Origin of the sequence: Micromonospora sp. WMMD1102, assembly GCF_029626265.1 — a bacterium.
Classification (GTDB): domain Bacteria; phylum Actinomycetota; class Actinomycetes; order Mycobacteriales; family Micromonosporaceae; genus Plantactinospora.
The window spans coordinates 8,079,051-8,090,787 of sequence record NZ_JARUBN010000001.1 but is presented as its reverse complement, the minus strand read 5'-3'; the positions used below and the strand labels follow the sequence as shown (position 1 = coordinate 8,090,787).

The window sequence follows — 11,737 nt, the reverse complement described above, 5'->3', positions numbered from 1 at the left end:
GCAGAGTAACCCGTCAATCACGCGCAGCAGAATCGACTTGAGAGCGGGCTGGCAGTGGAACGAGAGTGCCACCGCCCAAACTGTGGGGTGGGACGCACGACAACAGGTGAGACACATCGACGGGGGCGGTGCGTCCGCCGGCCCGTGGGGGCGACGGACGCACCGTGTCGGAGCAGCGGTTTCGCCGCCATCCACACCTGAGGAGACGCCAGCATGGACGCCTCTGCAAGACCCGAGCGGTCCCGGCCGGTGCCGGCCGCCGGGGACGTGTTGCAGTTCGATGAATCCGACTACTGCTATGGAACCGGCCCGCTCGTCCTCCGGGTCACCGGGGTCGGCGTGGACCTTGGCCGGTATCCGAAGCTCGAGTGGCTGTCGCTGCGCGGCGTGGAGCTGCGTGGAGACGGCAGTGCCGGACCCGAACGGCAGGTGCTGGTTCGCACCAGCGCCCTGTCCCGCATCGGCTGATCAGCCCACCAGCGCGCCGCATCGACAGCGCACCGGCGCAGCAGCGCGCGGGCTGAACAGCGCACCAGCGTCGTCCGCCGGGCAGCGTCGCCCGGCGGCCAACGCGGCACGTACGTCCGCCCCTCCGGGCTCAGGCACCGACCGGGATCCGCTCGGCCGGGATGGTCGGTATCAGCTCTCGCCGTCCCGGATGATCTGGCGGATGCGCTCCCGGCTGTAGCCGGTGACCTCCACGATGTCACGCTGTCGGGTCCCGTCCGCCGCCTCCGCCCGGATCGCCTCGGCCAACTCCGCCCGAGCCTGGTCCACCCGGGCGCGAGCCTCGGCGATGAGCCGGGCGGCCCGCTCCTCGGCATGGGGTACCCCGGCCTGCGCCGCGCGCAGTTTTCGTACCGCCGACCTGAGGTCCGCCATTTGGCCATTCCAGCAGGCCGAATATTAGGCCAACTCATATATCCCCGGACTTGGCCAAGCAGCGAGCACGATATTTGGCCAACCGTCTAGTGTTAGGGTTGGCATGTCGGGCAGTCGGCCGGACGCAGTCTCTCGGCCGCTCGACAGGACAACTCCGAGGATAGGGAGGATCAGGTGGCCAGCTTCGCGCCTACGGAGATCCCGGTGGTCGGTCCGCGTGAGCTGCCGGCGGACGGGCGAGTGCGGGTCTGGACCGACAGCGGTTCCGGCCACGGCCACGAGATCACGGTCTGCGCCGAGCACCTGATGCTCTCCGTCCTCGACTCCGGGACGGGCGAGACCGCCATCTACGACCTTCGGATCTTCTACTGCCGGGGCTGATCCGCCCAGGTCGGAGGCTTGGCCCTATGGTGGACCGATGGCATCGGCAAGGCAGTTCCAGGTCACCTTCGACTGCGCGGAACCCGAGCGCGTCGCCCGCTTCTGGTGCGAGGTGCTGGGGTACGTCGTACCGCCGCCACCGAAGGGGCACGCCAGTTGGGGCGACTACGAACGCACGCTGCCGGCCGAGCAGCAGGGCGCCTGGTTCGCCTGCGTCGACCCGTCGGGTGTCGGCCCGCGGCTGTACTTCCAGCGCGTCCCCGAGGGCAAGGTCGTCAAGAACCGGGTGCATCTCGACGTACGGGTCGGCGTCGGGCTCGTGGGCGAGGAACGCCTGGCCGTCCTCGAAGCCGAGTGCGCCCGACTGGTCGCGCTCGGCGCGGTGCGCGAGCGACTGCTGCCGGCCGACGACGACAACGAGTCGTGCATCGTGATGCAGGACGTGGAGGGCAACGAGTTCTGTCTCGACTAATCGGCCCAGGCGAACTCGCGAACGATGCCGACTGGCGCATATGTCGAGACCGTACGGTCGGCGCATGGTCGAATCCCAACGCAAAGCCGTACCGCGCAACGACGGGGGCGAAAGCACTTGTAGTATGGCGCCGAGTGCCGTGTCGCCCGCCTTCTCGAGCAGAACGGAGATTCGCTCGAGAGTTGCTTTCACCCAGCTCTGGTCAGGCCGATCGCGACGAGATTGGTCTTCTACCAGCTTCGCCAGGGTTGCCACCCCTTCGGCGTCGTGTTGTTCCAGCCGCAGCAGCGGAATCGACTCGAGTAGGGCCTGGCATAGTCGGCTGACCCCCTCAGAATCAAAGCCCTTGTTCTCAATCGTCTGTTCGTTGTGGTCACCCCACGCGAGCTGACTATTGCTAACTGGTCCATGAATGTGGGTCTCATAACTTGCGCCGCGCTTGCGCTCCGTGTATCTCGCCACCGATCCACCGTCGCTTTCGATGCAGTCGATACCCTGGTCTGTAATTTGAGGCACGATCGAGAGTGTCACATCGTACAAATCTCCGTATTCGACAAGATCCTTCGCATTGAGGTACGCGACAGCACTCCGCAAATTTCTTGGCGATAAAGGCACTCCGCCGTAGAGACACAGAGGGCTGCCGTAGAACCACTCAATTGTCCACGAGTCACCCGAACCGCGTTTTTGGGATCTTCGATATCGGTTCTCCCACAACCACCGCAGCATCCCATCTCTGGCGGCACGCTCGGCAGCGGCGCCGGTCTGGTGTGTCAGCTGTTCATAGCGATCCGCTTCATTGACACCAGTCCGGCGAAGAAAAATGCTCTTGCCTCCTTCGTGCGACTCGATCGACCCGCGCCCCTCAAGTCGATCAAGGGCTGCTGCGGCAACGATCAACTCGTCGCCGGACCACAGAAAGTCCGAAAGTTGCGCTCTCGGCTTTGCTTTGCGAGCCACATCGTCCCTGAGTACGTCCCATTCGGTCCGATTCATATGCCATCGCTTGTGATGGCGGAGCCAGAAGAGAAGCCGAATTTCCATGGCTTCCACATAATCCACGAGCACCCTCCGGCTATCGATTGTCGGTACGATTGGTCACTGGGCAATCCCTTTTCCAGCCCGAGAGTACCGGTGTTCAGGAGAGCATCAGAGTGCGAAATCGTGATCACTTGCCACCCGACACACAACGAGCTTTTCCTGACCTTTGTCAAGCTCAAGATTAAGCGCGCTCTTCCCTTGCCGATCGTGCGCGCCCCAACTCTACTGTGCGCGTGCCGTGCGCGACAGCCGCCGATCCGCCACCGCAGCGCAGACGTTGTGATCGGGTCGCCAACCGTTTCACGGGCGGACTGATCCTCTATCTCCATCTGCAGCGCCACGCCTTCTCGGCCTTGATCCAGTCGGCGAGGTCGAACCTGCTGCCGCACAGGCCGCTGGTGGCCGCCTGCCGGAACAAGGTAGGTAAGGTCCTCGGCGACTGGTCCAAAACCGACGAGTCCAAAACCGACGAGGAACCCCGCGCGGCGTCGGGCGGCACGACGTTCCTTCGGGCACGCCGCTTAGCCTGCAGTCGTCACGCCCCATAGCCGCCTGCTCGCGGGGAACCGGTACCGCGAATCTGGCGATTCGAGTCGTCGCCGACTGCCACGCACGAGCCGCCGTCTACGACATCGCCCGTTCCAACGTGACATGGTGCTCGGCTGTCCACTGATAGGCCCCCCGCACCTCGTCCACCACGCCGAGCGCCCGTAGTCGCGTCATCGCCGGCTCGCCAGCCGCCGCGCCGGCCTCGATCCCCCGCCAGCAGCGGTCCTGCCACCACAGAACCGTTCGAATCAGTTCTCCTCGGGTCCGCAGGCCGTAGGCATCCGCGATCAGCCGCACCAGCCTCGCCGCCTCACCGACGTCCGACCCCGGCCCCAGGCCGACAAACTGCCAGCACACCTGGGCCACGTCATGCACCCGAGACCCCGGCGCCGCCAGGTCCCAGTCGATGAACGCCACCGGACGCAGACCCTCTCCGAGGTCGCGATAGACAGTGTTCTTCGGCGACAGGTCGTTGTGGCACACGACCTCCTGGTCACCGGCGAGACCGGTCCCCGCGGTCAGATCATGAAGCTGACGCACCAAGCGGGCCACCGCCGCCAGACTCGCGTCCGATCGCACCTCTGCCGGCTGCACCGCCGCCCAGGCCACATGCCCGGGCAGGAAGGTGAGTACCTCACGGCCCAGTTCGTCGAAGCCGAGGTGCCGGGGCGCCCCCGGCCAGTGACGATGCCCGAGAAACCGCAGAAGGTCCTGAACGAAACCACCGGACGCCGACACCGGTCGCCGCACCGTGTCGCCCACCCGCACCACAGCATTCACGAAACCGCCGGGCAGCGGCTCCGGCCCGTCCGCGCTCACGCCCACGGTCCTCGGCACCTCCTCCGCACAGACCACTACCTTCGAACAGAATCGCCCCACCGTAAGGCTCGTACAGCAGCCGTAGATCATCCGGAACGAGCAATCCCGCCGGCACGAGCGGCGGACCAGCAGGTGGTAGCAGGCGACACTGTCGACGTTCAGCGATCTCGTCGAGGACCCGCGCCAGCGGCTCCCTCGTCCCCTCCACCAGCGTCACGATCGCCAACCTACTGGCCACCGAAAACCTGTGTCCCGTCACCGGGCCGATGTCCGGACTGAATGAGTACGGGCATCGGACCGTCGTACCCGCACGTCATGGTGAGAGCTGGGATGCCGCGGGGCCGGCCGGAGCCCGGATCGACGACCCCGCACCCGGCCTTGCCGGATAGTCTGGAATCCATGGCCACCATGATCCGGAGGACGTCGTCCAGCGCAGTCGTCGCCGTTGTCGGCGCTGTCGTTCTCGCTGCCCTCACGTCGTGTTCGGCGGACTCTCCGGACGGGTCCGGTTCCGAGTAGTCTGCGTCCGGCGGAACGTCGACTCCCACCCAGGCGGCCACACCGTCGCCTTCACCGACCGGGCCGTGCTCAGGCGGGACGTGCCAGGTCGAGGTCGCCGTGGGCGACGTCGTGGCCGTGCCGGAAAGGTACGGCCTCGGGCCGATCGAGGTTACGGCGATCACCGCAGCCGAGGTCGAGATGGTCGCGCCGCTGACCGGGTCGGGCTACAGCGTTTCGGGCTGTTCCGGTGGCGGCGGCGTGACGTCGCAGGGCGGCGGTGGTGTCCGGTTGAGCTGCAAGGTGGGAACCGTCGCGACCGTCAACGACGTCATGAGCCTGGAGGTCGTCAAGATCGGCGATACCGTCGCCGTCCTGCGTATCGAACCCGCCGGGTGACGTCATCAGGTAGGCCGGCGGCTCCAGCTCCCTCCGAGACGACCGCGCGTGACCAGCCCGTAGGCCGGGGCAGGTCAGATCCGGGCGCGGAACGGGGCGAGGGTGGCCCGGATCTGGTCGGCCGCGCCCCAGTCGTCGTCGAACTGGGCCAGTACGGCGAGGTGTTGTCGTAGCTGGATGATCGGCATGCGGGACCGCCAGTCGTCGTCCAGAGTGGTCAGCTCCGCGTAGACCTCGAAGAACCGGCGCGCCTCGGGTGGCGGTGCGGTGGTCCAGACGTGCGCGAGGTCGACCTCGGCCCACATGTAGGACACCGCCGGGTCGATGAGCGCCGGCTGCCCGTCCGGGGTGGCCAGGACGTTCTGCGCCCACAGGTCGCCGTGCGTGAGGCAGGCCGGCCGGTCCGGCAGCAGCTCGGGGAGCCGGTGACAGAGCCGCTCCAGCGCCGCCCGGTCCGCGGCGTCGAGTGCCGCGTCGACGCGGGGCTCGCCGAGCCACCGGAGCAGCCGGTGCTGCGCGAAGAACGCGTAACCGTCGTCGTCCCAGGTGTTGACCTGCCGGCGGCGGCCCAGCCAGTTGTCGCGGTGCCAGCCGAAGCGCGGACGGGTGGTGCTGGCGTGCAGCCGGGCGAGCGCGTGCGCGAACCGCTCCCAGAAGGTCTCGCTGGGTGGCCTCGGCCGCAGCAGCGACAGCACCAGCAGTTCCCGGTCCGCCAGGATCACCTCGGGCGTCGCCATGCCGCCGAGGTCGCGCAGCGCGGCCAGCCCCTCGGCCTCGGCGACGAAGACGTCGTCGGCCGGCGCCTCGGCGAACGCCTTGACGAAGACCGGCGGCGCATCCCGCCGGATGGCTATGCCCGCGAGCGCCGCCAACCCACCCGCCGCCGGCTCCACCGTGACGACGTCACGCATCCCGGCTGCACGGAGGAGCTCCAGCAGCAACGGCACCGAGGATGTCACGGGCGGCCCTGCCTGCCCGGCTGCCGACGGCGCTGTCCGGCTGCGGACGGCACGCTGTGCGAGGTCAGGAGCGCGCGCCGATCTGGAGCAGGTTCCTCGGGCGGGTCACCTCGGCGAAGAAGTCGTTGCCCTTGTCGTCCACCACGATGAAGGCCGGGAAGTCCACCACCTCGATCTTCCAGATCGCCTCCATGCCGAGTTCCGGGTATTCCAGCACCTCGACGTGCTTGATGCAGTCCTGCGCCAGCCGGGCCGCCGGGCCGCCGATCGAGCCGAGATAGAAGCCGCCGTACTGCTGGCAGGAGTTGGTCACCTGGTCGGACCGGTTGCCCTTGGCCAGCATCACGTGCGAGCCGCCGGCGGCCTGGAACTTCTGCACGTACGCGTCCATCCGGCCGGCGGTGGTCGGGCCGAACGAGCCGGAGGCGTACCCCTCGGGGGTCTTCGCCGGGCCGGCGTAGTAGACGGCGTGGTCGCGCAGGTACGCGGGCATCGGCTCGCCCGCGTCCAGGCGTTCGGCGATCTTGGCGTGCGCGATGTCCCGGGCGACCACAAGCGGGCCGGTCAGGGAGAGCCGGGTCTTCACCGGGTACTTCGACAACTCGGCCCGAATCTCGTCCATCGGTCGGTTGAGGTCCACCCGGACGACCTCGGCACCCTCGTCGAGCTGGGCGTCGGTGACGTCCGGCAGGAACCGGGCCGGGTCGGTCTCCAGCCGTTCCAGCCAGACCCCGGACGGGGTGATCTTGCCCATCGCCTGCCGGTCGGCGGAGCAGGAGACGGCGATCGCCACCGGGCAGGAGGCGCCGTGCCGGGGCAGCCGGACCACCCGCACGTCGTGGCAGAAGTAGCGCCCGCCGAACTGCGCGCCGATGCCGAACTGCCGGGTCAGCTCCAGCACCTCGGCCTCCAGCTCCAGGTCGCGGAAGCCGTGCGCCAGCATCGAGCCGGCGGTGGGCAGGTTGTCCAGGTATTTCGCGGAGGCGAGCTTGGCGGTCTTCAGGGCGTACTCGGCGGAGGTGCCGCCGATGACCACGGCCAGGTGGTACGGCGGGCAGGCCGAGGTGCCGATCAGCCGCAGTTTCTCCTCCAGGAACTGCATCATCCGCTTCGGATTGAGCAGCGCCTTCGTCTCCTGGTAGAGGTAGGACTTGTTGGCCGAGCCGCCGCCCTTGGCCATGAAGAGGAACTTGTACGCGTCCGGGTGCCCGTCCGGGTCCTCGGCGTAGATCTCCACCTGGGCCGGCAGGTTGCTGCCGGTGTTCCTCTCCTCCCACGTGGTCAGCGGGGCGAGCTGGGAGTACCGCAGGTTCAGCCGGGTGTACGCCTGGTAGACGCCCCGGGAGACCGCCTCGTCGTCGGTCCCGTCGGTCAGTACGTGCCGGCCGCGCTTGCCGAGCACGATCGCCGTACCGGTGTCCTGGCACATCGGCAGCACCCCGCCGGCGGCGATGTTCGCGTTGCGCAGCAGGTCCGACGCGACGAACCGGTCGTTCGGCGACGCCGCCGGATCGTCGATGATGGCGCGCAACTGGGCCAGGTGCGCCGGGCGCAGGTAGTGCGCGATGTCGTGCATCGCCTCGGCGGTCAGCGCGGTCAGCGCGCCGGCCTCCACGGTCAGGAAGCGACGGCCACCCGGCCCGTGCACGACGTCGACGCCCTCGTCGGTGACCAGGCGATATTCGGTCTGGTCGGCGCCCACGGGCAACAGGGGAGAGTACGAGAACGGCGCGCCACTGCTCATAGCCGGCAAGCCTAGGCCAGCCTGCCGGGCCCGGCCCACCCGCCGGTCCACCCTGCGCTGCCGCTCTCACCCGGCCCGCCCGACACACCGGCACAGCTCGGCGCCGACGGCGGTCAGCGCCGCCCCAGCCGGAGACGACGCCGGTCAACGCCGCCCCGGCCGGAGACGACGCCGGTCAGCCGTCCTTGCCGTTCTCCGGTGGACACTCCGGCTGTTTCGGGCCGCCGCACTCGATGCCGGGACCCGGTTCCTGGCCGCCCGGCCCGGCGGTCGGCGCCGGAACACCGGCAACCACCCCCACGAACTGCAGGTACCCGATGTCCCGCCCGTCGCCGATCACCATCCCGGCCGGGCCGACGGCGAGCACCTCGGCCGACGAGCGGACGTTCACCAGTTCCCGGCCGCTGCGCGGGTCGAGCGCGATGATCCGGTCCGGCCGGCGGTCGACGAGTACGGCGGCGTTGCGGGCCAGCGCCGCACCGCCCTCCGGGCTGACCGGCCGGGTCCACCGGGCCCGGTCGATGGCGAGTTCACTGCCGATCACCGAGCGCTGGTCGGCGGAGCGGGAGAGGGCGTACCGGTCGTCGACGGCGAGCAGCTTCTCGCCTTTCGGACCGGTCCAGAGCACCCGCCCGTCGTACGCGTCCACCACCGCCTCCCGGGCGTCCGGCCCGACGCCGACGAAGACGTTCTCCCCGCCCTGCGGATCCTCCCGCTGGGCGCACCCGGCACCGTCGGCGGTACGCAGGTTGAGCCCGTCCCGCCGCCACACCTCCTGCCCGGTCGCCGGGTCCCGGGCCACCAGGGTGAAGTAGCAGGTGCCGTCGGCAGCGCGGGCCTCGATCCGCAGCATCCGGCCGCCGACCACCACGATCCGGTCCTGCTGGCCCGGCTCCACGTCCTGCATCACCCGGCCGGTGGCGGTGTCCACGATGTGCACCCGGCCGTCGACGGAGAGCCCGATCAGCGGCGGCATCTCCACCGGCCCGCCGGCGTGCTCGTGCACCTGCCGGGCGGTCAACCGCCGGGTGCCGAGCGTGTCGGGGTTGCCGGCCAGCGGCCCGGTCTCCACCCCGGGCAGGAAGGTCGTCCAGATCGGATTGCCGCCCCGGGGGTCCCAGGCGTTCAGGGTGCAGTCCCGGGGCTCCCGGCAGCGCACGTCTACCAGCGCGTTGCGGTACGTCCAGACGCCGACCGCCGCGCCGTCCTTGCGGCGTACCGCTCCGGTTTCCGGGTCGAGCAGTTCGTAGCCCTTGCTCAGCAGCTTGCCGACGGCGACCACGGCGTCCCGGTCGCCGCCCGCGACGGCGGCCCAGTCGGCCTTGCGCTCCCACAGCCGCAGGCCGGTGGTGAGGCTGCGGGACTCGACCCGGGTGCGGTAGCGGATCACCACCGTGTTGCCGGCGATCGTGACGCTCTGCGGGGTACCGCCGATTCGCTGCTGCCAGACGACGTCCGGCTCGGAGATCGGCTCGTCGCGGTTGACCCAGTCCCAGACTCCGGGGAAGGGATTCCAGACGTTTGTCGCGGCGAGCACGATCACCGCGATCAGCGCGATGGCCAGGGCGGACATCGCGCCCGCGCCCCGGGCGCTCCCCTTCGCCATCCGGCTACCGTAAACGAGAGCGTCCGGCAAGTCCTGCTAGGCGTTATGTCCGTGTCGCGAATTCGGCCGCCGGCCGTGCCTCACACTGGATAGCCGAGGGTCGCGAAGTTGTCGCACACAACCCCGTGCTCGGCCTCCTTGATCCAGAAGGAGCAGAGCACCATGGTGAAGGCGCCTGGCCGGCCGACCGCGGTACCCCGGATCCGGACCGACCACAGGTCCGGGAACCCGGGCTCCCGCTTGGCGCCCTCGTAGGGATCCTCCATCCGAGTCAGGATCCACTCCGCGACGACGATCCGAAGCTCGGTCGGGGGGTTGTCGCGGTCGGCCCAGGCGTCGAAGCGATCCTCGAAGTCGGCCAACTGCCACAACCCGCGCCCGTCAGGCACTCCGTTCCAGTTGCGCGCGCATCTGGGCGATCCGGGCGCGCAGCCGCTGCGGGTCGTCGGGGTGCGGGTCCGGGTTGCGACGCGCCTCGGCACCCTTGAGGATGGCGCGCATCTCGGCAGCGTCCACCGGGAACTCGTCGTCGTCGTCCACCGCGCCGGCGGTGCTGAAGTACTCCCGGATCCACTCCAGTTCGATCCTGGCCGACTCACCGGGCATCCTGGCGGTGTTGGCGTACTGCCACGGCGTCTCGGAGTGGGTGAGGTGTTCCAGGTCGGTGCCGGTGAGCTTGCCGTACCGGCTGACGACGTAGCCGACGGTGTTGAGTTCCGCGTCGCCGAGTTCCCGGTGGGAGCCGGGAGTGTCCCCGCTGCGCTCGGCCCGCCAGAGGGCGCCGACCACGGGCCCCATGTCCCAAGCCGAGATCGTCTCGTCGAACAGGGGCGCGCCGAACGCGGCGAGATGGTGCCCCTGGCAGTAGTAGAGAAGCTTGTGCAGTTTCTTCGTCGGCAGGCCGGGCAGCCGGTGCCGCAATGCTGCGGCTATGTCCTGGGCTGACACGGTCATTGCGCCAGCCTACTTTCTCGATCTCCGCCACGGGGGGCGCCACGCGTCACCGGTTCCTCGCACATGCGTACGAGACTGGCAGGTGCCTGTGACAGGATGGCGGTCCGGGTCAGGACCGGTCGACGGGTTCCGGGCGGAGCCAGCGCCACAGCAGCAGGGTGGCGGCCATCGAGGCGATCCCGGCGAGCGCCATCACCCGGCCCGGCGCGAGCCACTCGGCGAGCAGCCCGGCCAGCCCGGCGGTCAGCCCCTGTGCGGTCATCAGCCCGGTGGCCAGCAGCCCGAACGCCTGCCCCCGACGCTGCTCCGGCACCGCCGCCAGGAACCGCCGGGCCAGCCCCAACTGGAAGGCGAACCCGAAGGTGGCCAGCCCGAACAGCGCGGCTGCGGCCGGCAGCCCCGGTCCGGCCAGGAAGAGCGGCATCGGAGCGCCGAGCAGCAACGCCAGCCACGGGGCCAGCCGCTCCCGCCGGGCCGGCCCGACCCACCGGCCCAGCACCAGGTCGCCGACCAGCATGCCGGAGGCGGAGGCCGCGAAGAGCACCCCGGCGCTCGCGCCGGGGCCGAGCCCGTCGGCGTACGGCACGATGACGCCCTCGGCGCCGACCAGCAGCGAGCCGGGCAGCCAGTGCACCAGCAGCAGTCCGCGTACCCGCCGGTCGCGCAGGAGCAGGCCGTTGACCTGCCAGGTCTGCCGGACCACACCGGAGGCGACCGCCGTCCGGCGTGGCCGCTCCGCGACCCCGTACCGGACCAGCAGGGCGGAGAGCGCACAGGTGACGGCGGTCAGCCAGAGCGCGCCGTACGGGCCGACCAGGCCGAGCAGCAGGCCGCCGAGGGCGAACCCGAGCACCTGGGTGGCACCCGCCGCGACGGTGAAGAGCGAGCGCCCGAGCACGTAGTCGTCCCCGGTCAACAACTCCGGCAGCAGCGCGTTGCGGGCGGCGGTGCTCACCGGGGCGAGCAGCCCGACCGCGAAGACCAGCCCGAGCATCCCGGCCGGCGGCAGCACGCCGATCGCGAGGACCGCGACGGCGGCCAGCCGCAGCAGGTCGTAGCCGACCATCAGAGCGCGGAGCCGCCACCGGTCGGCGAGGGCGAGCAGCAGCACGCCGCCGAGCGCGTGCGGCAGGAAGCCGACCACGTACGCCAGCGCGGCGAGCAGGGTGGAGCCGGTCCGTTCGTAGAGCAGTACGGCGAGGGCGAGCATCTTCACCGTCTCGCCGACCATGAAGACGCCGAAGCTGGCGAAGACCGCCCGGAACTCGGGTACCGCCAGCACGCTGCGGAAGGTCGCCTGCTTCTCGGTCGAGCCTGTCGTGGTGCTCACCCGGCCAGCGTGCGGGAGCGTGCTGCACCGCACTATCGTTTCGGGCAGGAGCGAAAGGTGACGGTGGCCGGCGGGCGGGGCGATACTCCCGCGCGCAGACTGTCGA

At 69.8% G+C, this 11,737-nt stretch carries 12 protein-coding genes; 4 read left to right on the top strand and 8 right to left on the bottom strand.

Translation table 11 applies throughout. The annotated features are described in order from the left end of the window. Positions 1-213 precede the first annotated feature (213 nt). Positions 214-468 carry a hypothetical protein gene (locus O7626_RS36775; protein ID WP_278065544.1) on the top strand — a complete coding sequence of 85 codons (255 nt, stop codon included), beginning with the start codon at positions 214-216 and terminating at the stop codon, positions 466-468. Positions 469-639: 171 nt separating this feature from the next. On the opposite strand, the gene O7626_RS36770 is transcribed toward O7626_RS36775, so the two are convergent. Next, the gene (locus O7626_RS36770) at positions 640-882 is read right to left on the bottom strand and encodes a hypothetical protein (RefSeq protein WP_278065543.1); all 243 of its coding nucleotides are present in this window, start codon (positions 880-882) and stop codon (positions 640-642) included. Positions 883-1,056: 174 nt separating this feature from the next. Between O7626_RS36770 and O7626_RS36765 the strand changes: the two genes are divergently transcribed. Then, positions 1,057-1,263 carry a hypothetical protein gene (locus O7626_RS36765; RefSeq protein ID WP_278065542.1) on the top strand — a complete coding sequence of 69 codons (207 nt, stop codon included), beginning with the start codon at positions 1,057-1,059 and terminating at the stop codon, positions 1,261-1,263. Between the two features lie 37 nt (positions 1,264-1,300). Further along, positions 1,301-1,735, top strand: a complete 435-nt coding sequence (locus O7626_RS36760) for a VOC family protein (protein ID WP_278065541.1) — start codon at positions 1,301-1,303, stop codon at positions 1,733-1,735. 1,662 nt (positions 1,736-3,397) lie between these two features. On the opposite strand, the gene O7626_RS36755 is transcribed toward O7626_RS36760, so the two are convergent. Further along, entirely contained in the window at positions 3,398-4,141 is a 744-nt protein-coding gene (locus tag O7626_RS36755) for a phosphotransferase (RefSeq protein ID WP_278065540.1), read from the bottom strand. A 618-nt stretch (positions 4,142-4,759) separates the two neighbouring features. Here O7626_RS36755 and O7626_RS36750 point away from each other — a divergent pair. Beyond that, on the top strand, positions 4,760-5,038 hold the full coding sequence (locus O7626_RS36750) for a hypothetical protein (RefSeq protein ID WP_278065539.1): 279 nt from the start codon (positions 4,760-4,762) through the stop codon (positions 5,036-5,038). Positions 5,039-5,112: 74 nt separating this feature from the next. Here the strand turns inward: O7626_RS36750 and O7626_RS36745 are convergent, their stop codons facing one another. From O7626_RS36745 to O7626_RS36720, 6 genes are all read right to left on the bottom strand, one after another. After that, positions 5,113-5,949, bottom strand: coding sequence for a fructosamine kinase family protein (locus O7626_RS36745; protein WP_278065538.1), 837 nt, complete (start codon positions 5,947-5,949; stop codon positions 5,113-5,115). 112 nt (positions 5,950-6,061) lie between these two features. Beyond that, positions 6,062-7,741 carry a fumarate hydratase gene (locus tag O7626_RS36740; RefSeq protein WP_278065537.1) on the bottom strand — a complete coding sequence of 560 codons (1,680 nt, stop codon included), beginning with the start codon at positions 7,739-7,741 and terminating at the stop codon, positions 6,062-6,064. Positions 7,742-7,916: 175 nt separating this feature from the next. Further along, complete coding sequence (locus O7626_RS36735) at positions 7,917-9,290, bottom strand: PQQ-binding-like beta-propeller repeat protein (protein ID WP_278066487.1); 1,374 nt, start codon at positions 9,288-9,290, stop codon at positions 7,917-7,919. Between the two features lie 137 nt (positions 9,291-9,427). Beyond that, positions 9,428-9,736, bottom strand: a complete 309-nt coding sequence (locus tag O7626_RS36730; protein WP_278065536.1) for a hypothetical protein — start codon at positions 9,734-9,736, stop codon at positions 9,428-9,430. After that, the gene (locus tag O7626_RS36725; RefSeq protein ID WP_278065535.1) at positions 9,729-10,301 is read right to left on the bottom strand and encodes a type II toxin-antitoxin system antitoxin SocA domain-containing protein; all 573 of its coding nucleotides are present in this window, start codon (positions 10,299-10,301) and stop codon (positions 9,729-9,731) included. The genes O7626_RS36730 and O7626_RS36725 overlap by 8 nt, the downstream gene beginning before the upstream one ends. A 109-nt stretch (positions 10,302-10,410) precedes the next feature. After that, positions 10,411-11,631: an MFS transporter gene (locus O7626_RS36720; RefSeq protein ID WP_278065534.1), complete on the bottom strand. Its 1,221-nt coding sequence runs from the start codon at positions 11,629-11,631 to the stop codon at positions 10,411-10,413. Between the last annotated feature and the right edge of the window lie 106 nt (positions 11,632-11,737).

Excerpts from the sequence above, each read along its gene's own strand:
- O7626_RS36775 (WP_278065544.1), top strand. The coding sequence starts at position 214 with ATGGACGCCTCTGCAAGACCCGAGCGGTCCCGGCCGGTGCCGGCCGCC.
- O7626_RS36770 (WP_278065543.1), bottom strand. The coding sequence starts at position 882 with ATGGCGGACCTCAGGTCGGCGGTACGAAAACTGCGCGCGGCGCAGGCC.
- O7626_RS36760 (WP_278065541.1), top strand. The coding sequence starts at position 1,301 with ATGGCATCGGCAAGGCAGTTCCAGGTCACCTTCGACTGCGCGGAACCC.
- O7626_RS36745 (WP_278065538.1), bottom strand. The coding sequence starts at position 5,949 with ATGCGTGACGTCGTCACGGTGGAGCCGGCGGCGGGTGGGTTGGCGGCG.
- O7626_RS36740 (WP_278065537.1), bottom strand. The coding sequence starts at position 7,741 with ATGAGCAGTGGCGCGCCGTTCTCGTACTCTCCCCTGTTGCCCGTGGGC.
- O7626_RS36725 (WP_278065535.1), bottom strand. The coding sequence starts at position 10,301 with ATGACCGTGTCAGCCCAGGACATAGCCGCAGCATTGCGGCACCGGCTG.